Source organism: Microbacterium sp. C23T (assembly GCF_053345975.1).
This window is the reverse complement of sequence record NZ_JBKFBD010000002.1, coordinates 35,393-60,549: the sequence shown is the minus strand read 5'-3', so window position 1 is coordinate 60,549 and position 25,157 is coordinate 35,393. Positions and strand designations below refer to the sequence as shown.

The window sequence follows — 25,157 nt, the reverse complement described above, 5'->3', positions numbered from 1 at the left end:
GTGTCTGCGATCGGATCAGCCGACCGGCAGGTGCCGGTTCCACCAGTCCAGCACCGCGTCGAAGCGCTGGACGCGGTGCCGCGGCTGGCCGGCGCGCGTGAGCTCGTGGTTCTCGCCGGGGAACACCAGCAGCTCGGCCTCGGTGCCCTGGCGCTTGAGCGCCGAGTAGTACCGCGTCGCCTGCTCGAGCGGGCACCGGAAGTCGAGCTCCGAATGCATCACCAGCGTCGGCGTCTTCACCTGGCCGACGACGGCCATCGGGCTCTGACGCGCGATGTCCTCCACCGAGACGCCCACGTACTCGTCACCGAAGAACGAGCCGATGTCGCTCGTGCCCTGGAACGAGAGCGGCTCGAGGAAGCCGCGCTCCACGATCGCGCCCGCGAACCGGTGGTCGTGCGCGATGACCCACGCCGTGAGGTATCCGCCGTATGAGCCGCCCTGCACGCCGACGCGGTCGCCGTCCAGGCGGACGTCGTCCGCGATCGCCCCCTCGAGGAAGTCGATGACGTCGGCGAAGTCGACCGTGCCCATCTGCTGACGGATGCTGCGCCCGTGCGCCCGTCCGTAGCCCGCTGATCCACGGGGGTTGGAGTAGACGACGGCGTAGCCCGCATCGACGAGCACCTGCGTCTCGTCGAACAGGTGCACGCCGTACGAGGCGAAGGGTCCGCCGTGGATCTGCAGGATGACCGGGAACGGTCCCTCGCCCTCCGGCGTCGCGATCCATCCGTGCACCGGGTAGCCGTCGCGCCCCGTGACCGTCAGCTCCCGTGGGAGGGCGATTCCGGATGCTGCGGCCCGGGCCCCGAACGAGGTCAGCGTCCGCGTGGCACCGTCCTCGATGAGCACGAGCTCGCCGAAAGAGTCGGGCTGCGACACCGCTGCCACGATGCGGCCGCCGCCGGTGGCGTGACCGCCGACCTCGACATCGCCGCCGAGGAGCTCGGTGGCCCCGCCGTCGCGCGTGACCCGCAGCAGTCGCACGCGGCCGCGCGCGGCGTCCTGCACGAGGAAGCCGTCGCCGTCCACCCGCAGGTGCCCGTCGCCGAGGTTCAGTTCGTCGGCATCGGTGACGCGACGTGCACCGCCGTCCTCCACGAGCCACAGTCCGACGCCGGGGGCGATGAAGTCCACGCCGTCGCCGACCTCGTGCGCGAGGAGGGCGATCGTGCCGTCAGGGGCAGCGACCGCCTCGTAGATCGCGATGCCGGTATCGGTTCCCAGCACCTCACGCTGCCCGGAACCGTCCACCGCGAGGGCGATGAGTCGGTCGCGCAGATCGCGGCGCTCCGACTCGATCTCGTCGGGAACGGTGAGGATCTCGCGTCCGTCGGCCGTGAAGACGACCCCGCCGTGGGATGCCGTGCCCTCCGTCAGCTGTCGCGCCTCGGCGGCGACCAGCGTCTTCTTGGGCGGCGTCTCGTCATCGGGGCGCACCGCGGACGCCGGCTCGTAGAACGGCTCGGCGTCCACAGTGGGCGCGGCGATCACGAAGACGTGGGCGGGCCGGTCGCCGATGTAGCCGAGGCCGTTCGCGTGCCACCGCACACCGGTGATGTGCCGCGGCGCCTCGGCCGCAGCATCCAATCCCTCCACGCTGCCGTAGCGGCCCTTCTCGGGCACGCGTGCGACGAACGCGATGGTCGCACCGTCCGGCGACCAGGCGAAGTCCTCGACGCCCAGCACCGCGTCGGTCGCCTGCACCGGCTCGCCGCCGGCCGCGGCGACCACGTGCACCTGCGGCTTGCCCTTGGCGTCGCCGCGCACGAACGCGATGCGCGTGCCGTCGGAAGAAAGCTTGGGGGCGCCGTCGGCGGTGCCGCGCGTGAGGCGGCGCGGCGTGCCGCCGGGCAGATCGATGCGCCAGACCTGGCCGACGTTGCGGTTCGCAGCGATGTCGGGGCGCGAGGTCGCGAAGACGGCGAACGAGCCGTCGGCGGCGATCTCGGGACGCCCGACCGAGACCAGCGTCTCGATGTCGTTCGCCTTCATCGGATCACTCCGTCCCGAACGACGAGACGTCGCCGACGAGACGGGTGTTGTCCGCCGGCACCGGGTCGAGGGCCGCCTGCGCGACCTCGGCGGCGAACTCCGACACGTTGTAGAGCTTGCCCGCGTCCTCACGGCGGGCGGCGATCGCGCCCGGGTTGGCCCGCTCGAGCAGCGTCGCCGTGATGGTGCCCTCGATCATGTCGCCGGAGACGACGACGAACTCGACGCCGCGCTCGGTGGGCGCGGGGATCCGCTCGCGCAGCGCGTCCTCGCCGGCGCGCTTGGACAGCGCGACCGGCTCGTACTCGGGCATCGTCGGGGTCGTGCGGATGAAGTGGGCCTGGTGGCTCGTGACGAACACGACGCGCGAGCCGTCGCCGAGCAGGGGCAGCGCGGTCTCGAGCACGTTCACCTGGGCGTCGCGGTTGAGCAGGAGCGCGTAGTCCTCGGCCATGCCCGACTCCATGCCGCCCGACGCGTTGAGCACGAGGATGTCGAGCGAGCCGAACGTGCTCGCGACCTCGTCGAACATCGTCTGGACCGATGCGGGATCGGTGAGGTCGGCGCCGACCACGAGCACCTGGACGCCCAGCTCGCGCAGCTCGCCGGCGAGCTTCTCAGCCCGCGGAGCCTTGTTGCGGTAGTTGATGACGACGTTCGCGCCGGCCTGGGCGAGGTACCGGGCCGTGTCGGCGCCGATGCCTCTGGACGAGCCCGTGACGAGTGCGGTCTTGCCGCTCAGCGAGCTCTCGGGAAGCGGGTTCAGAGTGTCAGTCACGTGTAGACCCTACCTGCTAGGTTCGGACTGAGGAGGCTACCGTGGAGCTCATCGAGGCCATCGAACAATGGGCATGGATCGGCTGGCTGGTGCTGATCCTCGTGTTCCTCGTGATCGAGATGCTCACGCTCGGTTTCACGTTCCTCATGCTGGCCATCGGCGGCATCGCGGGCCTCATCGCCGACCTGCTCGGGGCGCCGATCTGGCTGCAGGTGATCATCGCCGCTGCGGTCGCAGCGATCCTCGTCCTCGTGCTGCGTCCGCCCCTGTTGCGGCGACTGCGCCGCGGCGAGGATCCGACGCCGTCGAACGTCGACGCCCTCATCGGACTGGGCGGCACGGTCGTCTCGTCCGTCGGCGCGCACGGCGGTCAGGTCAAGCTCGCCAACGGCGACGTGTGGACCGCGCGCACCGAGTCCGGAGACCTCGAGCCCGGCACCCGGGTGCGCGTCAGCCGCATCGAGGGCGCGACGGCGGTCGTCCGCTCCGACTCCCCTGAACCCCTCGCCCCCGCACGGGAGGATCCGCTCGCATGAACGACTTCACCTCGGCCATCCCGACGGCGATCGGGTGGATCCTCGCGATCGCGGTCTTCATCTTCGTCCTGGTCGTCATCTTCCGGTCCATCCGGATCATCCCGCAGGCGACTGCCGGAATCGTCGAGCGGCTCGGCCGGTATCACAAGACGCTCGCCCCGGGTCTGAATCTCCTCGTGCCCTTCATCGATCGGCTGCGGCCGCTCATGGACATGCGGGAGCAGGTCGTCTCGTTCCCGCCGCAGCCGGTGATCACCGAGGACAACCTCGTCGTGTCCATCGACACGGTCGTGTACTTCCAGGTCACCGACGCCCGCGCCGCGACGTACGAGATCGCCAACTACCTCAGTGCGGTCGAGCAGCTCACCACCACCACTCTCCGCAACGTCGTCGGCGGCCTGAACCTCGAAGAGGCGCTCACGAGCCGCGACGAGATCAACGGTCAGCTGCGCGTCGTGCTCGACGAGGCGACCGGCAAGTGGGGCCTGCGCGTCTCACGCGTCGAGCTCAAGGCCATCGACCCGCCGCACTCCATCCAGGACTCGATGGAGAAGCAGATGCGCGCCGAGCGCGACCGCCGCGCCGCGATCCTCACGGCCGAGGGTTCGAAGCAGTCGCAGATCCTCGAGGCCGAAGGACGCCGGCAGGCGGAGATCCTCCGGGCCGAAGGTGACAAGCAGGCTGCCGTGCTGCGCGCACAGGGCGAGGCCGAGGCGATCCAGACCGTCTTCGACGCGATCCACAGCGGCAACCCCGACGACAAGCTGCTGGCCTACCAGTACCTGCAGACGCTGCCGAAGATCGCCGACAGCGCATCGAGCAAGCTCTGGATCATCCCGAGCGAGTTCACCGAGGCGCTCAAGGGTCTCACGGGCTCCTTCGCCGGTGTGATGACGGATGCTGCGGCGAAAGGTCGCGGGCCCGCTGCGGGCGGCATCACGTCGGGCGGTCCCGCTTCGGGCGGTCCGGCCTCCGGCGGTCCCGCGATCGGCGGTGCGCCGCCCGCGGTCACCCCGCCCACCCCGTGACCCACCCCTGGTTCGAGGGAGTCGCGACGCCGCGTGTCCTCGCCCACCGCGGCCTGGTCACGCCCGATGCCGCGCGCAGCGGCATCGTCGAGAACTCCTTCGCCGCGGTCGCCGCGGCGCACTCGGCAGGCGCCCACTACGTCGAGTCGGACTGCCACCGCACCTCGGACGGTGTCGTCGTCCTGTTCCACGACGACGACCTGTCGCGCGTGACCGGCGACCCGCGCAAGATCGCCGACGTGACGGTGCGCGAGCTGGAGCACCTGATGGCCGGGCGGGGCGGACTCATCACGCTCGCGCAGGCGCTGAACTCGTTCCCGACCGTGAGGTTCAACCTCGACGTGAAGGCGACGGATGCGGCGACCGCCGTCGGCGCCGCCATCGCGCCGTTCGCCGACCGGGTGCTGGTGACGAGCTTCTCCGACGAACGGCGGCGCGCCGCGCTCGGCGCGGCTCGGGCCGTGGGCGAGGCGTCGGGGCGCAGCATCCGTCCCGCCACCTCCGGTGGCCGCGGCACCATCGGACGCGTGCTGGCCGCCGTGTCGGCGCGCTCTGATCGGCTGGTCGCGCGGGCTCTGGCGGGCGTCGACGCGCTCCAGGTCCCCGAGCGGCAGGGCCGCCTGCGCATCATCACGCCGCGGCTCATCGCGGCCGCGCACCGGCACGGCGTCGAGGTGCATGTGTGGACCATCAACGCCCCCGACGACATGGTCCGGCTGGTCGAGATGGGCGTCGACGGCATCGTCACGGACCGCGCCGACATCGCGCTCTCAGCCCTCCGATAACACCCCACGGTGGACGGACACTCGCTCCGCTGTGCATCCACTGTGAAAGGTCGATGAACAGGGCCCCTTCGGATGATCCGCTCAGGTCACTTCGTTATACCTATACAGCGACGAGAGGACCACAAAATGGCAGACCGCAGTCTGCGCGGCATCCGACTCGGCGCCCAGAGCCTACAGAGCGAAGAGGGCGTCGTGTTCCATGAGCGCGCACAGCACATCTACACATGTTCCACGTGTGGACGTGACACGACTTTGACCTTCGCGGCCGACGCCGAGGTTCCGCCGGCCTGGGAGTGCCGCACGTGCGGCGCCGAGGCGCTGCTGCGCGTGGGCGACGGCACCGCGACCGTCGACCACTCCGGCGACAAGGTCCCCCGCAGCCACTGGGACATGCTCCTGGAGCGCCGCACCATCCCCGAGCTCGAAGAGCTGCTCGAGGAGCGCCTCGCGTACGTCCGCGCCCGCCGCGGCGCCGGCGAGGCCGTCACGGTGGACAAGCTCAGCGCCTGATCCACGATCCGCGCGACGCCGGCCCTACGGGGCCGGCGTTTTCGCATGCCCGCGAGAGCGCCGACGCGCGATGATGCCGAGCCCGGCGAGCACGATGACGCTCCCCCACGCCACAAGCGCGTTCAGCCACGGTCCGATGACGACTGCGGGCGTGAGACCCGTCCGCAGGGGAACGTCGGTGAGCATGTGCCCCGGTTCGTCGGCGGGGAGTCCGTCGATCGTGGACCCGTCTGGCGCGATAACCTGACTCGTGCCCACCGTCGACAGGTTGACGACGGAGCGCCCGGTCTCGATCGCGCGCAGCCGGGCGACGGCGAGCTGCTGCAGGTTCTCGTCGGTGCCCCGGAAGTCGGCGTTGTTGGTTTGGAAGAGGTACACGCGCGCGCCGTCGCGAGCACCCTCCCACACGAGGGCGTCGTAGATGACGTCGAAGCAGATGGCGAGCCCGACGACGGTGCCGTCGACGTCGAACACCGGAGGCGTCGTGCCGGGCGTGTAGTCGCGGCCGATCATCCCGATGAGATCGGGTGCGATCGACGCGTAGAACTCCCGGTCGGGCACGTACTCGCCGAACGGCACCGGGTTGCGCTTGTCGTACGTCTGCTCGATCCCCGTGCCCTCGCGCCAGAGGAACGACATGTTGAAGTACTCCTCGCCGCGCTTGTCGATGCGGTTGGCGATGAGCGGCGCGCCCAACTGCCGGGTCACGCGGTCGAGGGCGGCCGCGACGACGGGCGACGCGTCGGGATCGACGTCGACGCTCCCCTCCGGCCACAGCACGACGTCGACGTCTTCGGCTCCGAAGAGCGGCCTCGTGGCCTCGTACTGCGATTCGAGGATGTCTCCCGCTTCGCGCTCGTCGAAGTAGCCGGCGGGGCCGTTGCCCTGCACGCTCGCGACGCGCATCGTGCCCGCAGGCGTCGTCGCCCACGCGGGGACGACCACGAGCGCGGTGGCGACGAGGGCGAGCACCGCGACCGGGAGGAGGGGACGGACGCCGCCACCCCGCGCCCGCCGCGGAGAACGCACGAGTTCCACCCCGGCGGCGACGAGCGCGACGATGAGGAAGGTGAGTCCGGCGGTGCCGGTCCACGAAACGACCTCGGCGAACGGGCCGTTCACCTGGGAGGTGCCGACGCGCCCCCAGGGGAATCCGCCGTAGGGGAAGCCGCCGATCACCGCCTCCTTCGCGGTCCACAGCCCCGCGACGAGCACCGCGGTCAGCAGAATCCGCCCGCGGCGGGGAACGACCTGCGGCACCCAGCGATAGGCCAGGGAGATGAGCACGGCGCCGCCCGCGACGAACAGCGATTCGAGGACCGAGAGCGCGAGCCACGGAAGCGGCCCCACCCACTCGGCGGTGAAGTCGACGTTGAGCAGATAGAACGCGAGACCGTAGGCGAGCCCCGTCAGGAACGCTCCGCCCGTCCGGCGCCCGATGAGGGTGACGAGCGCCAGAGCCACCGACACGAACGCCATCGGCCACCACGCGACCGACGGGAAGGCCAGGTCGAACAGCACTCCGGCCAGCACCGAGAGGGGAACCGCCGCCCACAGCGGGAAGATCGCGCGAGGTGGCACGGGATCAGCCTAAGCGAGCGGAACGGCGATCTTGAGCCGCGTCGGCGCCGCTAGACCCCCGAGTACGCGACGATGCCGCGGCGCACGGCATCCAGCGCCTTGCGAGCCGTTCCCGCGATCGGCTGATCGGCGACGATCGACAGCTGGTCGAGCAGGTCGATGGTCTGCTTCGACCAGCGCACGAAGTCGCCGGCGGCCATATCGGCCTCGATCAGCACGCGGTCGAGCATGCCGCCGCGGGCCCACGTGTGCATGGCCTGCGCGAGACCGGCCGACACCGGTTCGGTGCCGGGGAGCCGGTGCTCCTGCTCGAGGTCGTCGAGCTCCTGCCACAGCGACAGCGTCGCCTCGAACGCCGGACGGAACGCGCCGCGCGGCAGCCCCCGCTCCCCCGGGCCGCCGTCGTCGCGCCTCGGCTCGTACACGAGCGAGCACGCCAGAGCCGCGAGGGAGGCGGCATCCAGGTCCTTCCAGATGCCGCGCCGGAGCGACTCGGCGACGAGGAGGTCCCGCTCGCCGTAGATGCGCCGCATCGTGCGGCCGGCAGGCGTCAGCGCCGTCGCGCCGGCTTCGTCGATCGACACGTACTCGAGCGCGCCGAGCACGTCGACGACGCGGTCGAAGATGCGCGCCACAGTGCCGGTGCGCGTCTCGATCTGGCGGCGCAGCTTGTCGACCTCGCGCTTGAGCTTCCAGTACCGCTCGGCCCACCGCGCGTGGTGCTCGCGGTCGGGGCACTGATGGCACGGATGCCGCTGCATCTGCTTGCGCAGCGTCGCGATGTGACGCAGCCGCTCGTCGCGCGTGCGCCGCGACGCGTTGGCGTCCTTGCGGTTGAGCTTCTCGACGTCGCTCAGCTCACGCCGGATGCGGGAGTACTCGGCGAAGTCGCCGCGATCGCACGTCATCGCCTTCGCGTAGCCGGCGAGCGACTCCTCCTGCTCCTTGACCTGCCGGGCGAGCCCGACGACCGCACGGTCGGCTTGGAACTGGGCGAACGACGACTCGAGGATCTCCCGCGCCTTGGCCCGGCCGAACTGGTCGATGAGGTTGACCGCCATGTTGTACGTCGGCCGGAAGCTCGAGTTGAGCGGGTACGTGCGACGCGAGGCGAGGGCGGCCACCGCCTGCGGGTCGAGGCCTTCGGTCCACTGGATGACCGCGTGGCCCTCGACGTCGATGCCGCGGCGGCCGGCACGGCCGGTCAGCTGTGTGTACTCCCCCGACGTGATGGCGACGCGGGCCTCGCCGTTGAACTTCTCGAGCTTCTCGAGCACGACGGTGCGCGCGGGCATGTTGATGCCGAGCGCGAGCGTCTCGGTGGCGAACACCACCTTCACGAGCTTGCGCTGGAAGAGCTCCTCGACGACCTCCTTGAACGCCGGCAGGAGGCCCGCGTGGTGCGAGGCGACGCCGCGTTCGAGGTTGTCGCGCCACTCCCAGAACCCCAGTACGGCGAGGTCCTCTTCAAGGAGGGTGCGGGTGCGCTCCTCGATCACCGCGCGGATCTCGCGGCGCTCGTCCTGGGAGGTCAGCCGCACACCGGCACGGCGCACCTGCTGAACGGCCGCGTCGCAGCCCGCCCGGCTGAAGATGAAGAAGATCGCCGGCAGCAGATTGGCGCGCGAGAGCAGCTCGACGACGTCGGGGCGGTCGAGGCGCTCGATCCGCTGCACGTTCGCGGACCGCACGGGCCGCTTGCCCCCGCGGTTCGGACGGCGACGGGATGCCTCGTACCCCGCCTGCCGGGCACTGTTCGCCGCCTGCACCCGATGATTGCGCTCGAAGTTCTGGCCCTTGAAGGAGCGGATGCGCATGAGCTCCTGGTTGACCTGGGCCGTCGCGATGCCGGCGCGGTCGTCGAAGAGCGGCAGCAGGTCGCCGCGCACCAGCACGTGCTGCTCGAGGGGTACCGGGCGGGTCTCGGAGACGATGACCTCGGTGTCGCCGCGCACGGTGTCGAGCCAGTCACCGAACTCCTCGGCGTTGGAGACGGTGGCCGACAGCGAGACCAGCCGCACGCTGGGTGCGAGGTGGATGATGACCTCCTCCCACACGGCGCCGCGGAAGCGGTCGGCGAGGTAGTGCACCTCGTCCATGACCACGTAGCGGAGTCCGCGCAGCGCCGGGGAGTCGGCGTACAGCATGTTGCGCAGCACTTCGGTCGTCATGACGACGATGCGCGCGTTGCCGTTGATGTTGGTGTCGCCGGTGAGGAGTCCGACCTCGCCCTCGCCGTAGACCTCTTGCAGCTCGCGGAACTTCTGGTTCGACAGCGCCTTCATCGGCGTGGTGTAGAACGCCTTGTCGCCGGGCTCGCGCATCGCCAGATGCACCGCGAACTCGCCGACGATCGTCTTGCCGGCGCCGGTGGGCGCGGCCACCAGGACGCTGCGGCCCTCTTCGAGGGCGCGGCATCCTTCGATCTGGAAGGGGTCGAGCGTGAATCGCTGGGACGCGGCGAAGTCGGCCGTGATCGGGTGCGTCCGATCGAGGCGTGCCGATGCGCTGGCTCGTGCGTAACGTTCGGCGGGAGCGGGCTCGCTCACGAGACCTCGGGCGGCAGCAGGCCGGCTGCGCGATCGCGCTTGGCCTTGCGGCGGTCGAACAGCATCGACAGACCGACCGCGGCGAAGTAGAGCACGCACAGGATGCCCGCGAGCAGCAGCATCGAGGTGACGTCGGCGGCTGGCGTCGCGGCGGCGGCGAACACGGTGATCACGATGATGGCCACGCGCCAGCCCTTGAGGATGCCGCGGCCCGACACGACGCCTGCCAGGTTCAGGGCCACCAGGAACACCGGTGTCACGAACGAGACGCCGATCACGAGGAGCAGCTTGAAGACGAAGTCGTAGTACGTGGCGTAGTCGTAGAACTGTGCGATGCCCTGGTCGTTCGGCACGAAGTTGGCCATGAGGACGACCATGTGCGGCATGATGAGCCAGCCGACGTAGAGTCCGGCGATGAACAGCGGGATCGCGGCGGCGAGGAAGCCGACCGTGTAGCTGACCTCTTTGCGCGTCAGCCCGGGCATGATGAACGCCCAGATCTGCCACAGCCAGATCGGCGCCGAGATCAGCAGGCCGATCGCGAACGCGATCCGCATGTGCAGATCGAAACCGCTCGACACGGTCGTGAAGTTGAGCGCGATGTACTGGTCGCCGCGCTCGCCCGCGATCTGCACGATCGGCTGGGACAGCAGGTCGATGACCCAGCCACTGATGAGGAAGGCGACGATCATGCCGACGACGAGGCCGGCCGCGGCGATGAAGAATCGCCGGCGCAGCTCGCGCAGGTGCCCTCCGAGGGACATGCGCTTGTCGCGCCGAGGCTGCTCAGGCTCCTCGATGCGCGGGGGATCCGTGGTGACCACGGTGGGTCAGGATGACGGGTCTGCGGTGCTGCTCGAGCTCGCGGGGGTGTCGGCCTTGGGGGTCTCCGACGCCACGTTCTCGGCCTTCGGCTTCGCCGTGGAGTCGTCCTCCTTCATCGCCTTCATCTCGCCCTTGAAGACCCGGGCGGACTGACCGAGGCTCTTGGCCAGAGCCGGCAGTTTCGCAGCCCCGAACAGGAGCAGGATCACCGCGAGGATGATCAGAAGGTGCGGCCATCCGAATGCGCCCATGCGGAATCTCCTTGTCGGTGCGGATGTGGGTCCAGTGTAACCCGATGCCGAGGGGTGATGACGGCCCTCACCGGTATTGCGCCAAGCCCGCGTCGGCCCATTCGGCGACGGCGCGACGTGCGGCGACGGGCTCGAACACCTCGACGAGGCCGCCGCGACGCGCCGCCAGGCGGCGCAGGCTGAGCTCGTCGGCGACGCGCATGGTGGCGACCGTGACGCCGTCGGCCGTCTCGAGAGACGCGCGGTCGAGGTAGTCCCCGAGCAGTGGCGCCACGTCTTCGGCGAAGCGGATGCGCGCGACCACGTCGCCCGCATCGGTGTCGAACCAATCCGGGGCCTGTTCGCCCGCGTGCGTGCTCGGGATACCGGTGAGCTCGAGGTCGCTGACGCGGTCGAGGTGGAACGTGCGCATCGCCTCGCGGAGGTGGCACCAGCCCTGCAGATACCACTGCCCGCTCGCGATGTGCACCTTCACCGGGTCGACGGTACGGGTCGTGGGCGCCGCGTCGGGCGCCTTGTACGTGAACGAGACGGCCACTCCGCGCCGCAGCGCGTCGGACACGAGGTCGCGCACGGCGTCGACGGGCTCCGTCGCGAGGATCACCTCGGCAGGGATCCCCGAGGCCCCCCGCGCGAGCTTGGCGAGCAGTCCGGCGTACAGGGCGGTGTCGCCCACTCCGGGGATCGACCGCGCCAGCTGCAGACCCGCGAGGAGGGCGGCCGCCTCGCGCGCCGTGAGCTTGGGCGCCCGCTCGAGCCCGACGGAGTTCGTGATGACGATGAGGTCGCGCTCGTCGAGCAGGTCCCAGTCGATGTCGAACAGGTCGTTCGCCATCTGCCAGTACCCGCGGTCGCCAGGCAGCCCGATCACGGTGAGCTTCTCGACCATCGAGCGCATCTGCTCGGCCGACACGTCGAACTCGTCGGCCGCCTCGGCGAGCGAGACCTCGCCCTTGCCGATCAGGTACGGAACGAGCTGGAGCATGAGGGCCGCGCGATCGGTCGCGACGAGCTGTCGCCGGACGCTCATGAGTTCCCCCCGTGGAGATCGCGGGTCGCCGCGAGCCGGTCGATGACGCGATCCCGGAGATCGGCGGGCTCGACGACCCGCACTTCCGGGCCGTAGGAGGCGAGCTCGTCGGCGAAGATGTGCACGTCGACGTACGGCACGCGGATCCCCTGCTCGGCCGGCTGCGCGCGGCGCGCGAGGCGGAGCGCCGCCTCGGTGCCGGGGTTCACCTCCAGCAGCGCCGAGTTGCGCGCGGCGACCTCGTCGAGGCCCGCGAGCGCCCGGTCGCCGGCGCCTTCGCGCAGCGCCGGGTCGAACGACGCCCGGGTGACGGCGACGGGCCCGACGATGCGGGCGAGGAGGAACGTGCGGTCCTCTCGGACGTCGAGGTCGATGCCGAACACATGCCAGCGGCCCTCGTACTCGACGAGGGCGAGCGGCTGCACCCGCCGCGTGCGCGGTGCGGCCTCCCCCGGCTTGAGGTAGGGGAAGGTGACGACCTTGCTCGACTCGATCGCCTGCTGCAGGGCCGGGAACGCGGGGTCGCGCAGGCTCAGGCGCGGCGAGAAGCCGATGATGGGCTCGTCGACCAGGTCTCCGAGGGCGCGGATCTTGCGCAGGCCGCTGCGGGCGTCGTCCGACAGGGAGCTCTCGCTCCACACCCCGCCGGCGAGGGTCAGCAGCGCCAGCTCGGCCGGTGTGAACTCGATGTCCTCCGGCAGCTCGTATTCGGCGCTCGGCACGCGGTACCGCGCCTCGCGGAGGTCGTCGGGGTCGGCCCAGTCGCCGATCGTCTCGATCGGAACGCCGAGGCCCCGCAGCGACTCCTTATCGCGCTCGAACATCTTCTCGAGCGCATCCTTCGACGCGCCCGCCTCGCTCTGCTCGCGGTAGCCCGCGACGGAGGTCAGGATGGTGTCTTTCGTGAGGCCCTGATCGGTCGCGATGAGCGCCACCACGAGGTTCACCAGACGCTCCTCGGGCGGGATCTTCGCGGCGGCAGTGGCAGGCACCCGCCTATCCTATGGCCGCTCGCGTCGGCGTCGCCGAACCCCCGCTACTGCGCCGGCACCGCGTCGAGGCCGAGGATGTCGATCACGAACACCAGGGTCGAGCCGGCCGGGATGCCGCCCTGCGCCTGGTCGCCGTAGCCCTGCTCGGGCGGCACGACGACCATCACCTGCGAGCCGACAGTCTGCCCCTCGAGCGCCTTCGCGAACCCGGGGACCACACCGTCGAGCGTGAGCGATGCCGGCTCGCCGTCCCACGTCGTGTCGAAGGGCTCGTTCTCGCCCCACACCACGCCCGTGTAGTGGACGCGCACCGGCTGGTCGCCGGTGACCTTCTCACCGTCGCCCTTCTTGAGCGTCTGGATCGTCAGGTCGCTCGGCGCGGCACCGTCGGGGATGATGAGGCCCGGGCGCCCGTCGGGCGCACGCACGACGCTCGGCAGCCCGAAGCCGCTGTTGAACTGGTTCTGGCCGTCGGCGGCGGCGAGATACACCTTGCGGAGGTCGATGACCGCGACGAGGGCGTCTCCGTCGTCGAGCCCGGCCTGTTCGGCGACGCCGTCGGCGAGGTCATCGGACGACAGCGCGATGGCGACGCGGGATCCCTCGGTGGCGCAATGCAGAGCGTCCTCGAAGCCCGGGAAGTTGGCGAACTGCGCGACAGAGCCCACCCGCGACAGGTCGCCGTCGTACGGGGTCGCGGCGAGCTTCTCGCCGGTCGTGCCGCTGAACAGCGCCACATCGAGCACGAGCGGCTGGTTGACGGAGGTGATGGCGGTGCCGTCACCCGTCACCACGTCCTCGTAAGCGAGCTCCGGCGCCTTCACGGGCGTGTACAGGTCGACCTTCGGCTCGTTCTCGGTGTCGCCGGTGACGGTGATGAGGTCCATCACATCGGGGTTCGACACCTCGGGACGCGAGCAGTCGGACGCGGACGCGCCGGGCAGCGAGCATCCGGCCAGGCCGACGGTCACGAGTCCCAGGACAACCAGGGCAACGGGGATCTTGCGCACCGGGCTAGTTTAGGCGGACTCGTCGGGCGCGTCGGACCGTCCGGACGCCTGGCGGGCGCCCTCGGCGGCGCGCTCGGCCTCCCGGACGCGCTTGCGCAGGTTCTTGTCGGTGATCTGGCGGTCGCCGACGGCGCCGGGAGTCCACAGCTCCACGTCCTCGTCGCCGTAGCTCGACTTCGACGCGCGGCGCTTCACCTCGGGCGGGATCGCCCCGGGAGCGAGACGTCGCGCCCACACGAGGAAGCCGGTGTGCGCGACCATGCGGTGGTCCGGGCGCACGGCGAGGCCCTCGACGTGCCAGCCGCGCACCATCGTCTCGTTCGCGTCGGGCTCGGTGAACAGCCCCGTCCCGCGGATGTACTCCGCGACGCGGCTGAGCTGGGTCGCCGTCGCGACGTAGCAGACCACGACGCCGCCCGGCGTGAGCGCCTCGGCCACGGCATCGATGCACTCCCAGGGCGCGAGCATGTCGAGCACGACACGATCGACGGATGCCTCGGCCACGGTGTCGTTCAGCTCTTCGGCGAGGTCGCCCACGACCACGTCCCAGTTCGCCGGCACGTGCCCGGTGAAGGTCTCGACGTTCGCCCGCGCGACCGCGGCGAAGTCGTCGCGGCGCTCGAAGGACACGAGCCGCCCCTCGCTGCCGATCGCGCGGAGGAGCCAGAGCGACAGCGCTCCCGAGCCCACGCCGGCCTCGACGACCGTGGCACCGGGGAAGATGTCGGCCTCGGCGAGGATCTGTGCGGCGTCCTTCGGGTACACGATGGCCGCGCCGCGCGGCATCGACATCACGAAGTCCCGGAGCAGCGGGCGCAGCGCCAGGTACTCGTGCCCGCCGCTGTTCGCGACGACGGACCCGTCGGGCTGGCCCACGAGCTCCGAGTGACGCAGGACTCCGTGGTGGGTGTGCAGCTCGCCGCCTTCGCGCAGCGTGATGGTGTGCAGGCGGCCCTTGGGCCCGGTGAGCTGCACGCGGTCGCCGAGGCGGAAGGGGCCGCTGGGGCGCCCGCCGGCGAGTTCCTGGTCGTCGGTCATCGGGAGGTCTCCTCGGCGGGGTGCGGGGCGTGGACGCGGGCGCGGTGCGCGGCGTGGAACTCGGCGACGTGGGCGGCCGTGCGTCCTTCCAGGCTCTCCCAGAGCGTGTGCGCGCCGGCGCCGGTGAGCGACACCATGAGCGGCACGCCGATGACCGACACACCCGAGGCGACGGCCGAGCGCAGCCCGTTGGGCGAGTCCTCGATGGCCACGACCTCATCGGGCGTGACGCCCAGCGCCTCGCACGCCTGCAGGTAAGGGTCCGGGAAGGGCTTCGGCCGTGTCGCATCGTCGCCGGCGACGACCACGTCGAACGCGTCGAAGTCGATGAGGTCGATGACCGTCTGCGCCATGCGGCGCATCGACATCGTCACGAGTCCGGTCTTGACGCCGGCCTCGCGCAGGCTCGCGAGCAGCTCCCGGGCGCCGGGCCGGAACGGCACGCCCGTGGCGGACAGCTGACGCATGACGTCCTCGGTGAGGTGGTCGATGATCGCGTCGGTGCTCATGCGCACGCCGGTCCCCTGCAGGATCCGGGCGGAGTCCTCGAGGCCGAGGCCGACCAGTCCGAGCGCCTGCTCGTGGGACCACGTCCCGCCGAAGCTCTCGATGAGGGGCGTCTCCGCCGCCATCCAATAGGGCTCGGTGTCGACGAGGGTGCCGTCCATGTCCCACAGGACGGCGGCGAGTCGGGGCGCATTCACCGTGCAATCCTACCGAGGGGTCTCCGGCCCTCCGTGGGGGCGGGGGCATATCCTGGAAGGAACCCGCAGCGGATGCGGGTGAAGGGGGTCTCGTGGACGGACTGGGTCGTCGTGTTCTCGTCGCAGCGTTCGACGGCTGGAACGACGCGGGCGAAGCCGCGTCCTCGGCCATCACCCAACTGCGCGAGGGCGGCTCCTACGAGACCGTGTTCTCGGTCGATCCCGAGCTCTACTTCGACTACCAGTACACGCGTCCGCACATCGCCGCGGACGGCGACGGCCGTCGCACGCTCCGCTGGCCCGAGGCCACGCTGCTGCGCCCCGCACAGGCGACGCGCGGCACCCAACTGTGGCTGCTCACCGGCGTGGAGCCTGCCCGCGCATGGCAGGCGTTCTCGTCGGAGTTCATCGACATCGCCCTCCGCGAGGACATCACCGGGTTCGTCGCGATCGGCTCCATGATGTCGGACGTGCCGCACACCCGGCCCATCTCGGTCTTCTCCGGCAGCGACAACGAGAACCTGCGCACGGCGCTCGAGCTCGAGCGCAGCACCTACGAGGGGCCCGTCGGCATCCTCAGTGTCCTCGGCGACGCCGCCGAGCGCGCCGGGATCCCGACCGCGAGCCTGTGGGCGAGCGTGCCGCATTACGTCGCCGGGCACACGCCGTCGCCGAAGGCGACCCTGGCGCTCCTCGACCGGCTCGAGGACCTCACCGGTGCTCCTGTCCCCCGCGGCGATCTCGCCACGGAGGCCGCGGCGTGGGAGGCCTCCATCGACGCGGCCGCGGCCGACGACGAGGAGATGACCGAGTACATCCACCAGCTCGAGCGCACGCGCGACACCTGGGACTCGCCGGAGGCCTCGGGCGACGCGATCGCGCAGGAGTTCGAGCGGTACCTGCGCCGCAGCGACGGCAAGCCGGGCGACGGGCCGAGCAAGCCCGGCCGCGACGACCCGCGCCGCTGAGCACGCTGCGACGATCGGCTCAGCGACCGGTCGCGCCCGCTACGGGTTGATGACGCCCATGCTCAGCAGCACCAGCAGGAGCGAGCCGACCGCCACGCGGTAGACCACGAACGGCAGGAAGCTGTGCTTGGAGATCCAGTTCATGAAGAACGCGATCACACCGAGCGCGACGATGAACGCGACCACCGTCGCCACGGCGGTCTCGCCGAGGGTGAACACGCCGGGCTCGTCGAGACTCTTGACCAGCTGGAAGAAGCCGCTGCCGAAGACGGCCGGGATCGCGAGCAGGAACGCGTAGCGCGCGGCGGCGGCCCGCTCGTAGCCCATGAAGAGGCCGGCGGTGATGGTTCCGCCCGAGCGCGACACGCCCGGGATCAGGGCGAGCGACTGCGCGAAGCCGTAGATCACGCCGTGACCCACGGTGATGTCCTGCAGCTTGCGCTTCTTGGCGCCGACGTGGTCGGCGATGCCGAGCAGCACGCCGAAGAAGATCAGCATGCCGGCGGTGATCCAGAGCGATCGCAGCACGGTCTCGATCTGGTCCTGGAACAGCAGGCCGAGCACCACGATCGGGATCGAGCCGACGATGATCAGCCAGCCGAGCTTCGCGTCGGGGTCGTTGCGCGGGATGCGGCCGAACAGCGCCCGGAACCAGTGTCCGATGATCCGTACGATGTCGCGCCAGAAGAAGACCACGACGGCCGCCTCGGTGCCGATCTGGGTGATCGCGGTGAACGCCGCGCCCGGGTCCTGCGCCGACGGCAGGAACTCGCCGAGGATGCGCAGGTGCGCGCTCGACGAGATCGGCAGGAACTCGGTCAGTCCCTGGACGAAGCCGAGGATGATCGCTTCGAGAAGCATGGGCGCCTTTCAGCCGTGCTGTGACGGATGCCGGGGGCGAGGCATCCGTCGATCAATCAGTCAGTAGGTGCGGAGCAGATCGGTGAGGACGGCCTGGCCGAAGACCAGCGCGTCGATCGGGACGCGCTCGTCGACGCCGTGGAACATGCCGGTGAAGTCGAGGTCGGATGGCAGGCGCAGCGGCGCGAAGCCGTAGCCGGCGATCCCGAGCGCCGCGAGCGCCTTGTTGTCGGTGCCGCCACCCATCAGGTACGGCACGACCGGGGCGCCCGGATCGTGACGGCCGAGGGCCGCGACCATGGCGTCGACGAGGTCGCCCGAGAACGGGACCTCGAGTCCGATGTCCTGGTGGACGATCTCGACCTCGACGCCGTCGCCGACGATGCGGCGGATGTCAGCGAGGGTCGCGTCCTCGGTGCCGGGAAGGGTCCGCACGTCGATGAGCGCCTCGGCCCGATCGGGGATCACGTTGTGCTTGTAGCCGGCCACGAGACCGGTCGGGTTGGTGGTGGTGCGCAGGGTCGAGCGGAGGAATCCGGATGCTGCGCCCGTGGCCGCCGCGACGGCGTCGGGGTCGCCCGCGGACTGGCCGGTCAGCTCGGCGAGCCGCTCGCTCATCTCGCGCGACGTGTCGGTGAGGGTGACGGGCCACGCGGTGCGCCCGAGAGCCGCGACGGCCTCGGCGAGCCTCGTCACGGCGTTCTCGTCGTGCAGCTTGGAGCCGTGGGCGGCGCGGCCGCGTGCGACGAGGCGGATCCAGACCAGGGCCTTCTCCCCCACCTGCAGGAGGTACGCGTGGCGGTCGCCGATCGGGATGGAGTAGCCGCCGACCTCGCTGATGGCCTCGGTGGCACCCTCGAACCAGTCGGGGCGGTCACGAACCACGAGCGCGGATCCCTCGACGCCGCCGTTCTCCTCGTCGGCGAAGAACGCCAGGACGAGGTCGCGCTCTGGCTGCTCGCCGGCGCGGAGGATGTCGGCGACCGACGTCAGGATCATGGCGTCCATGTCCTTCATGTCGACGGCGCCGCGGCCCCACAGCATCCCGTCCTTCACGACGCCCGCGAAGGGATCGACGCTCCAGTCGTCGGCGATCGCCGGGACCACGTCGAGGTGGCCGTGCAGCACGAGTGCGGGCTTGTCGCGGTTGCGGCCGGGAACCCTCGCCATCACGTTGGTGCGGCGCGGGACGGGTTCGTAGAACTCGGGCTTCAGGCCCAGCGTCTCGAGGTAGGCGCCGACGTACTCCGCGGCCTCCCGCTCGCCGGCGGCGCGGCCGCCGCCGTGGTTCGTCGTGTCGAAGCGGATCAGATCGCGCGCGATCGCGGCGACTTCGGGGAGTTCGGCTTCGGGCATGCGGACAAACCTATCCTCTCGACGAAAGAAGGCCCCCTTTCGGGGGCCTTCTTCACTGTGCGCGAGGGGGGACTTGAACCCCCACGCCCTATACGGGCACTAGCACCTCAAGCTAGCGCGTCTACCTATTCCGCCACCCGCGCAGGTGGTTTTCGGTTTCGCAACCGAGAAATGACACTACCACCTCACCGGACGTTCAACGAATCGACGGCCGCCCGGGCGCGTCATCCCATCGAGACGCCGAACAGCAGGCCCAGGATGTACGTCACCGCGGCGGCGCCGAATCCGATCGCGAGCTGGCGCAGGGCACGCTTGAGCGGCGGGGCACCCGAAAGCAGGCCGACGGCCGCACCGGTCGACATCAGCGCGATCCCCACCAGCAGCAGCGCCACGACGACCGCGGTGAGGCCGGACAGCCCGAAGATCCACGGCAGCACGGGGATGATCGCGCCGGACGCGAAGAACAGGAAGCTCGACAGGGCGGCGGCCCAGGCGCTGCCCACGACCTCCTCGTGGTCGGCGACCGAGATCGGTCCGGTGTCGGTGCGTCCCTGACCGAGCGCGTGCGCGGCTTCGACGACCCGGCGGGCACGCGCGGACGCCTCGGCCTCCGGCATCCCGCGGGTCCGGTAGACGAGCGCCAGCTCGTTCGCGTCGATGTCGAGGTGCGGGATCGCGCCGTCGGCGTAGTCGCTCGGCTCCGTCGCCGCCAGCAGCTCCCGCTGGGAGCGGACCGACACGAACTCCCCCGCGCCCATCGACAGCGCGCCCGCGAGCAGGCCCGCGACGCCGCTGAAGAGCACGAACTGGCTCGAGACGCCGGTGGCGCCGATGCCCATCACGAGCGCGAGGTTCGAGACGAGACCGTCGTTCGCACCGAAGACCGCGGCGCGGAACGTGCCCGACAGGCGTCGGCGTCCGCGGGCGGCGAGCCCGCGCACGACCTCGTGGTGGATCCGCTCGTCCGCCGCCATCGTGGGCGTCGCGAACGGCTCGTCGTCGTAGGGCGACCGCGCCTCGGCGTTCTGCGCGAGCGCGAGCACGAAGATCGAGCCGAAGCGCTTGGCCATCCAGCCCAGCATGCGGGTGCCGACGTCGGCCCGCGGCAATCGCGCCGGCTCGCTGCCGAGCAGCTGCAGCCAGTGCGCCTCGTGACGCCCCTCGGCCTCGGCGAGTGCCAGCAGGATCTCGCGCTCCTCCCCCGTGCGGCGCCCGGCGAGCTCGCGGTAGACGTGCGCCTCGGCACGCTCGTTGACGAGATACCGCGCCCAGCGGCGTCGATCGCGGTCGGTCGGTGCGGCGGGGGTGCTCACTCGGGCCTCCAGTCGGGGTGCGGGACCCGTCAACGCTAGCCATCGCCTGAGGCCCCTCAGGCCCGAAACCGAGGATTGCCAGCATTTCGGGTTTCCGAACCTCACCGGCCCGCCAGAGCGCCCCGCAGCCCGAGCTCGCCCCGGCGCATGACGAACGCGTGAGCGCGCTCGAAGACCGGCCGCAGCACCCAGCCGGTGGCGTTCATCCACGCCCGCCGGGTCTCGACGTCCCAGTGGAACGTGATGACGGATGCTGCGTCGCCGTCCGCCTCGACGGTCACGAGGCCGCTCCCTCGGAGGTCGCCCTCGCTCGACGCCCCGATCGCACGGCCGGGATCGATGTCGCGGAGCTCCAGGAGCACGCGCAGCGAGTAGCCGAGCGGACTCCGGACGGCGAGCACCATCCGCTCCCCCGCGACGATCCGGCGGGGAGGCATCGGCAGTGTCAGCGCGGGCCACCAGCGCGGACCGGCGCCGGGGCGCAGCATCCGTTCCAATTCCGCCCATGCGCGCTCAGGCGACACGGGCATGCGCCACCGCGACACGAACGAGTACGTCGCGGGCATGCCCGGAGTCTAGGCGCGCGGGCAGCCGGGAGTCAGGAGCGGACGCGCTTGCGCAGCACGTCGATGCGGGACTGCAGCTGGGTCACCGTGGCGTGCGACACGGCGGGGCCGCCGCAGATCCGGCGCAGCTCGGCGTGCACGAGGCCGTGGGCCTCGCCCGTCTGGCGGGCGTAGAGGCCGACGAGGCTGTTGAGGAGCTGGCGCTGCTCCTTGAGCGTGCGGTGCAGCGCCTGGGGCAGCGCGGGCTCCTCCTCGGGCGCCGTCGCCTCCTGCGCCTCGCGGGCGCTGCGGTGCCGGGACTGCCGCGAGACCCGCGACATGAGCACGTCGTGCACCTGGTCTGGTTCGAGAAGACCCGGGATCCCCAGGAACTCCTCCTCTTCGGGGGTTCCGGGCACGGCGAGCTGGCCGAACTCCTTGCCGTCGAACAGCACGCGGTCGAAATGCGCGAGCGAGCCCAGCGCCTGGTACGTGAACTCCTCTTCGAGCGCGTCGGAGGCCTTGTCTTCGCGCTCCGCCGCGTCCATGAGGTCTTCTTCGGCGTTCCACTCGTCCTCGCCGTCGGAGTCGCGGTCCAGCGCGTGGTCGCGCTGGCGCTCCATCTCGTTCGCGAGGGCGAGCAGCTGCGGCACGTTCGGCAGGAACACGCTCGCGGTCTCGCCGCGGCGCCGGGCGCGCACGAAGCGACCGATCGCCTGGGCGAAGAACAGCGGGGTCGAGGCGCTCGTCGCGTACACGCCGACGGCGAGGCGCGGCACGTCGACGCCCTCCGACACCATGCGCACCGCCACCATCCAGCGGGTGGTCGCCTTCGAGAACTCCTCGATGCGGCTCGACGCCTCAGCCTCGTCCGACAGCACGACGGTCGGCATTTCGCCGGTGAGGTCCCGCAGGATCGAGGCGTAGGCGCGCGCGGCGGTCTGATCCGTCGCGATCACCAGGCCACCGGCATCCGGAACGTGCTCTCGCACCTCGGTGAGGCGCCGGTCGGCCGACCGCAGGACGGCGGGGATCCAGTCGCCTTCGGGGTCGAGCGCGGTGCGCCAGGCCTGCGAGGTGATGTCCTTGGTGTTGTCCTGCCCGAGCTGCGCCTCCATCTCCTCGCCGGTCTTCGTCCGCCAGCGCATCTGGCCGGCGTAGACCATGAAGAGCACGGGGCGCACGACGCCGTCCTCGAGCGCGCGGCCGTAGCCGTACGCGTAGTCGGTGCGCGAGAGGCGGATGCCCTTTGCGTCGGGGTGGTACTCGACGAACGGGATCGGCGCCGTGTCGCTGCGGAACGGGGTTCCGCTGAGCAGCAGCCGGCGGGTCGCCCGCGCGTACGCCTCGCGGAGGGCGTCGCCCCAGCTCAACGCATCGCCGCCGTGGTGCACCTCGTCGAGGATGACGAGCGTCTTCGCGTCCATCGTGAGCCGCTGATGGACGGATGCCTTGACCGCGACCTGCGCGTACGTCACGGCGACGCCGTGGTACTGGCGCGCGGGGGCGAAGTGGCGGTTGCTGAAGGCGGGGTCGAGGCGGATGCCCACCCGGGCGGCCGCGTCGGCCCACTGCGTCTTGAGGTGCTCGGTCGGCGCGACGACGACGATGCGGTTGATGACGCGGCGTCGCAGCAGCTCGCTCGCGAGGCGGAGGGCGAACGTCGTCTTGCCGGCGCCCGGGGTGGCCGCCGCGAGGAAGTCGCGGGGTCCGCCGCCCGGGCCGTCGGGGCCGTCCAGTCCGAAGTAGAGATCGAGCGCCTCGGCCTGCCAGGCCCTCAGCCGCTGGGCGGTTCCCCACGGGGCGCGCTGCGGGTACGTCGGGGAGAGGTGCTCCGCGGCGAAGCTTCCGATGTGCGGCTCGGCGCCGTGGGGCCCGGTGGTGAGCCTGCCTTCGGCGGAAGGCTCGGTGACGTGGTTCTCGGGGAGGGCGGGCGGCGATTCGAGCATCGTTTCGTCCGTCACCGATCACACCTCCCCCGTAGACAACGAGTCACCACGATAGACGACGCGCACGACATCGGGGCTCGCGGCGACATCGTGCGGCAGCATCCGCCGATGTCCCCCGCCGCGATAGCCTGACTGTCGGTCACGAGCCGAGGAATGGAAGACGGATGTCCACGAGAGAAGATCCCCGCAGCCCCTTCGTCGCGAACGCCGGGCCGCACCCGTGGCGCCGTTACGTCGCGATCGGCGACTCGTTCACAGAAGGCGTGGGCGACCCCGAGCCGTCGGCCCCGAACGGGTTCCGCGGCTGGGCGGACCGCGTCGCCGAGGTGCTCTCGGAGCAGGTCGACGACTTCGCCTACGCCAACCTCGCGATCCGCGGACGCCTCATCGGCCAGATCGTCGACGAGCAGGTGGCGCCGGCGATCGCCCTGAAGCCCGACCTCGTGACCTTCTCGGCCGGAGGCAACGACGTCATCCGGCCCAACGGCGACCCCGACCACGTCGCACAGCTCTTCGAGGACGCCGTCGTCCGCCTCTCCCGCGACGGTGCGACCGTCGTCGTCTTCACCGGCATCGACACCGCGTTCACGCCCGTGTTCCGGGGCATCCGCGGAAAGGTCGCCATCTACAACGAGAACATCCGCGCGATCGCCGACAAGTACGACTGCATCGTCGCCGACCAGTGGGCGCTCAAAGAGGTGCAGGACATGCGCTTCTTCGACGACGACCGCCTGCACTACAACGCGCTCGGCCACCACGAGGTCGCGCGCATGGTGCTGCGCGCCCTGAACGTGCCGAACGACCTGCAGCCGATGCAGCCCGACCCGCTTCCGCTGCGCACGTGGCGCGAAGCGCGGGCTGTCGACGTCATGTGGGCGCGCGAGTACCTCGTGCCGTGGGTGCTGCGACGTCTGCGCCATCAGTCGTCCGGCGACAACGTCACGGCCAAGCGACCCGACCCGCTCCCGGTGATCACGCTGGCACCCGGGCACGACCCCGCGGCCGGCCGCGGCGAGGAGGCCTGACGTGGCGACGCACCTCGTCACCGGTGCCGGTTCGGGCATCGGCGCGGCGCTGACCGAGCGGCTCGCCGCCCGCGGCGACGACCTGTGGCTCCTCGCACGGGACGCCGGCCGTGCGGCGCAGCTGCGACAGCGATTTCCGGGCGCGCAGACCCTCGTCGGCGACCTCGCCGACCCCGCGCGGCTGTCGTGGGCGTTCAGCCACCAGAGCGTGCCGCCGCAGCTCGACTCGCTCATCCATGTGGCCGGCGTCGTGGAGCTCGGGGCGATCGGCGAGACGCCGGTCGCGACGTGGCAGCACCAGCTCAACGTCAACGCCGTGGCACCGGCGGAGCTCACCCGCCTCATGCTCCCCGCCCTCCGCACGGCCCGCGGGCGCGTCGTCTTCGTGAACTCCGGCGCCGGTCTGCGCGTCAGCCCCGAGTGGGGTTCGTACGGCGCGAGCAAGTTCGCGGTGCGCGCCGTCGCGGATGCCCTCCGCGAGGAGGAGCGCGCGAACGGCGTGCGCGTGACCACCGTGTACCCCGGCCGCACGGCAACGCCCATGCAGGAGAAGGTGCACCAGCAGGAGGGCGCCGACTACGACGCGGCGCAGTGGATCGACCCGGCATCGGTCGCGACGGCGATCCTGGCGGCCCTCGACCTGCCCCGCGACGCGGACCTCACCGAGCTGATGGTGCGACCGGGCGCCTGACCTCGGCGACGGCGGCGCAGGTCAGCGCGCCCGCAGCTCCCAGATCGCGACCGCGCTCGCCGCGGCGACGTTGAGCGAGTCCACGCCGCCCGTCATCGGGATCGTGACGACCGTGTCCGCGGCTTCGAGGGCGCGTCGCGACAGCCCGTCGCCCTCGGCACCGAGCATCAGGGCCACCCGCTCCGGACGGTGAGCATTGAACTCGTCGAGCGACACGGCGTCGTCCGCGAGCGCGAGCGCCGCCAGCTCGAACCCGGCGTCGTGCAGCGCCTCCCGGGCCTCGCGCCACTCCGGCAGCCGCGTCCACGGCACCTGGAACACGGTTCCCATGCTCACCCGCACGCTGCGCCGGTACAGCGGGTCGGCGCATCTCGGGCTCACGAGCACCGCGTCGGCGCCGAGCCCGGCCGCCGCGCGGAAGATCGCGCCGACGTTCGTGTGATCCATGATGTCCTCGAGCACGACCACGAGCCGCGCGTTCGCGACGACCTCGGTGACCGACGGGAGCTCGGGGCGGTGCATCGACGCCAGCGCACCGCGGTGCACGGCGTAGCCGGTCAGCGACTCGGCGATCTCGGGGGCGACGACGTACACCGGCACCGAGGCATCCGTCACGAGCTCCTCCACGTCGGGGAGCCACTTCTCCTGCACGAGCACCGAGCGGGGCCGGTGGCCGGCCGCGATCGCACGACCGATCACCTTCGCCGACTCGGCGATGTACAGGCCGCCCTCGGGCTCGATCACGCGCCTCAGCGCGACGTCGGTGAGATCGCGGTAGTCCGCGAGGCGCTCGTCGGAGGCGTCGGTGATCTGGATCGCATGCATCGCGTCCCATCG

The 25,157-nt window shown here is 71.0% G+C and carries 24 protein-coding genes and 1 tRNA gene; 7 read left to right on the top strand and 18 right to left on the bottom strand.

Annotated elements, in window-relative coordinates:
• Positions 1-15 precede the first annotated feature (15 nt).
• The gene (locus ACLBXX_RS01355) at positions 16-1,995 is read right to left on the bottom strand and encodes a prolyl oligopeptidase family serine peptidase (RefSeq protein WP_447656499.1); all 1,980 of its coding nucleotides are present in this window, start codon (positions 1,993-1,995) and stop codon (positions 16-18) included.
• A 4-nt stretch (positions 1,996-1,999) separates the two neighbouring features.
• Positions 2,000-2,773 carry an SDR family oxidoreductase gene (locus ACLBXX_RS01350; RefSeq protein ID WP_447656498.1) on the bottom strand — a complete coding sequence of 258 codons (774 nt, stop codon included), beginning with the start codon at positions 2,771-2,773 and terminating at the stop codon, positions 2,000-2,002.
• Positions 2,774-2,814: 41 nt separating this feature from the next.
• Here ACLBXX_RS01350 and ACLBXX_RS01345 point away from each other — a divergent pair, with 41 nt between their 5' ends.
• The 4 genes from ACLBXX_RS01345 (at position 2,815) to ACLBXX_RS01330 (ending at position 5,632) form a co-directional block, all read left to right on the top strand.
• Entirely contained in the window at positions 2,815-3,309 is a 495-nt protein-coding gene (locus ACLBXX_RS01345) for an NfeD family protein (protein ID WP_447656497.1), read from the top strand.
• On the top strand, positions 3,306-4,337 hold the full coding sequence (locus ACLBXX_RS01340; RefSeq protein WP_447656496.1) for an SPFH domain-containing protein: 1,032 nt from the start codon (positions 3,306-3,308) through the stop codon (positions 4,335-4,337). The genes ACLBXX_RS01345 and ACLBXX_RS01340 overlap by 4 nt, the downstream gene beginning before the upstream one ends.
• The gene (locus ACLBXX_RS01335) at positions 4,334-5,122 is read left to right on the top strand and encodes a glycerophosphodiester phosphodiesterase family protein (protein WP_447656494.1); all 789 of its coding nucleotides are present in this window, start codon (positions 4,334-4,336) and stop codon (positions 5,120-5,122) included. Before ACLBXX_RS01340 ends, ACLBXX_RS01335 begins: the two co-directional genes overlap by 4 nt.
• A 126-nt stretch (positions 5,123-5,248) precedes the next feature.
• Positions 5,249-5,632 carry an RNA polymerase-binding protein RbpA gene (locus ACLBXX_RS01330; protein ID WP_310290648.1) on the top strand — a complete coding sequence of 128 codons (384 nt, stop codon included), beginning with the start codon at positions 5,249-5,251 and terminating at the stop codon, positions 5,630-5,632.
• Positions 5,633-5,656: 24 nt separating this feature from the next.
• Here ACLBXX_RS01330 and lnt read toward each other — a convergent pair whose 3' ends face one another.
• The 9 genes from lnt to ACLBXX_RS01285 form a co-directional block, all read right to left on the bottom strand.
• Positions 5,657-7,213, bottom strand: a complete 1,557-nt coding sequence (gene lnt / locus ACLBXX_RS01325; protein ID WP_447656493.1) for an apolipoprotein N-acyltransferase — start codon at positions 7,211-7,213, stop codon at positions 5,657-5,659.
• Between the two features lie 50 nt (positions 7,214-7,263).
• Positions 7,264-9,762 carry a DEAD/DEAH box helicase gene (locus tag ACLBXX_RS01320; protein ID WP_447656492.1) on the bottom strand — a complete coding sequence of 833 codons (2,499 nt, stop codon included), beginning with the start codon at positions 9,760-9,762 and terminating at the stop codon, positions 7,264-7,266.
• Entirely contained in the window at positions 9,759-10,526 is a 768-nt protein-coding gene (gene tatC / locus ACLBXX_RS01315) for a twin-arginine translocase subunit TatC (RefSeq protein WP_447656602.1), read from the bottom strand. The genes ACLBXX_RS01320 and tatC overlap by 4 nt, the downstream gene beginning before the upstream one ends.
• A 66-nt stretch (positions 10,527-10,592) precedes the next feature.
• A complete protein-coding gene (tatA, locus tag ACLBXX_RS01310) occupies positions 10,593-10,838 on the bottom strand; it encodes a Sec-independent protein translocase subunit TatA (RefSeq protein WP_116193575.1) in 246 nt (81 codons plus the stop codon).
• 67 nt (positions 10,839-10,905) lie between these two features.
• Positions 10,906-11,868: a helix-turn-helix transcriptional regulator gene (locus tag ACLBXX_RS01305; protein WP_447656491.1), complete on the bottom strand. Its 963-nt coding sequence runs from the start codon at positions 11,866-11,868 to the stop codon at positions 10,906-10,908.
• Positions 11,865-12,860, bottom strand: a complete 996-nt coding sequence (locus ACLBXX_RS01300) for a helix-turn-helix transcriptional regulator (RefSeq protein ID WP_447656490.1) — start codon at positions 12,858-12,860, stop codon at positions 11,865-11,867. Before ACLBXX_RS01300 ends, ACLBXX_RS01305 begins: the two co-directional genes overlap by 4 nt.
• A 44-nt stretch (positions 12,861-12,904) precedes the next feature.
• On the bottom strand, positions 12,905-13,870 hold the full coding sequence (locus ACLBXX_RS01295; protein WP_447656489.1) for an FKBP-type peptidyl-prolyl cis-trans isomerase: 966 nt from the start codon (positions 13,868-13,870) through the stop codon (positions 12,905-12,907).
• 9 nt (positions 13,871-13,879) lie between these two features.
• Positions 13,880-14,908, bottom strand: a complete 1,029-nt coding sequence (locus ACLBXX_RS01290) for a tRNA (adenine-N1)-methyltransferase (RefSeq protein WP_447656488.1) — start codon at positions 14,906-14,908, stop codon at positions 13,880-13,882.
• Positions 14,905-15,612 carry an HAD family hydrolase gene (locus ACLBXX_RS01285; RefSeq protein WP_447656487.1) on the bottom strand — a complete coding sequence of 236 codons (708 nt, stop codon included), beginning with the start codon at positions 15,610-15,612 and terminating at the stop codon, positions 14,905-14,907. Before ACLBXX_RS01285 ends, ACLBXX_RS01290 begins: the two co-directional genes overlap by 4 nt.
• A 92-nt stretch (positions 15,613-15,704) precedes the next feature.
• On the opposite strand from ACLBXX_RS01285, the gene ACLBXX_RS01280 reads away from it, so the two are divergent.
• Positions 15,705-16,580 (top strand): PAC2 family protein, encoded by an 876-nt coding sequence (locus tag ACLBXX_RS01280; RefSeq protein ID WP_310290623.1) that lies wholly within the window; start codon positions 15,705-15,707, stop codon positions 16,578-16,580.
• Positions 16,581-16,619: 39 nt separating this feature from the next.
• Here the strand turns inward: ACLBXX_RS01280 and ACLBXX_RS01275 are convergent, their stop codons facing one another.
• From ACLBXX_RS01275 to ACLBXX_RS01250, 6 genes are all read right to left on the bottom strand, one after another.
• Positions 16,620-17,441: an undecaprenyl-diphosphate phosphatase gene (locus tag ACLBXX_RS01275; RefSeq protein ID WP_310290621.1), complete on the bottom strand. Its 822-nt coding sequence runs from the start codon at positions 17,439-17,441 to the stop codon at positions 16,620-16,622.
• 60 nt (positions 17,442-17,501) lie between these two features.
• Entirely contained in the window at positions 17,502-18,797 is a 1,296-nt protein-coding gene (locus ACLBXX_RS01270) for a M20/M25/M40 family metallo-hydrolase (RefSeq protein ID WP_447656486.1), read from the bottom strand.
• A gap of 58 nt (positions 18,798-18,855) precedes the next feature.
• Positions 18,856-18,940: transfer RNA gene (locus tag ACLBXX_RS01265), tRNA-Leu, on the bottom strand.
• Between the two features lie 81 nt (positions 18,941-19,021).
• Positions 19,022-20,110 carry a VIT1/CCC1 transporter family protein gene (locus ACLBXX_RS01260; RefSeq protein WP_447656485.1) on the bottom strand — a complete coding sequence of 363 codons (1,089 nt, stop codon included), beginning with the start codon at positions 20,108-20,110 and terminating at the stop codon, positions 19,022-19,024.
• 101 nt (positions 20,111-20,211) lie between these two features.
• Positions 20,212-20,676 carry a hypothetical protein gene (locus tag ACLBXX_RS01255; RefSeq protein WP_447656484.1) on the bottom strand — a complete coding sequence of 155 codons (465 nt, stop codon included), beginning with the start codon at positions 20,674-20,676 and terminating at the stop codon, positions 20,212-20,214.
• A gap of 32 nt (positions 20,677-20,708) precedes the next feature.
• Positions 20,709-22,604 (bottom strand): DEAD/DEAH box helicase, encoded by a 1,896-nt coding sequence (locus ACLBXX_RS01250; RefSeq protein ID WP_447656601.1) that lies wholly within the window; start codon positions 22,602-22,604, stop codon positions 20,709-20,711.
• 164 nt (positions 22,605-22,768) lie between these two features.
• Here ACLBXX_RS01250 and ACLBXX_RS01245 point away from each other — a divergent pair, with 164 nt between their 5' ends.
• Entirely contained in the window at positions 22,769-23,629 is an 861-nt protein-coding gene (locus tag ACLBXX_RS01245; RefSeq protein WP_447656483.1) for an SGNH/GDSL hydrolase family protein, read from the top strand.
• 1 nt (position 23,630) lies between these two features.
• Complete coding sequence (locus tag ACLBXX_RS01240; RefSeq protein WP_447656482.1) at positions 23,631-24,320, top strand: SDR family oxidoreductase; 690 nt, start codon at positions 23,631-23,633, stop codon at positions 24,318-24,320.
• A gap of 21 nt (positions 24,321-24,341) precedes the next feature.
• On the opposite strand, the gene ACLBXX_RS01235 is transcribed toward ACLBXX_RS01240, so the two are convergent.
• Positions 24,342-25,145 (bottom strand): TrmH family RNA methyltransferase, encoded by an 804-nt coding sequence (locus tag ACLBXX_RS01235; RefSeq protein ID WP_447656481.1) that lies wholly within the window; start codon positions 25,143-25,145, stop codon positions 24,342-24,344.
• Positions 25,146-25,157: the final 12 nt, after the last annotated feature.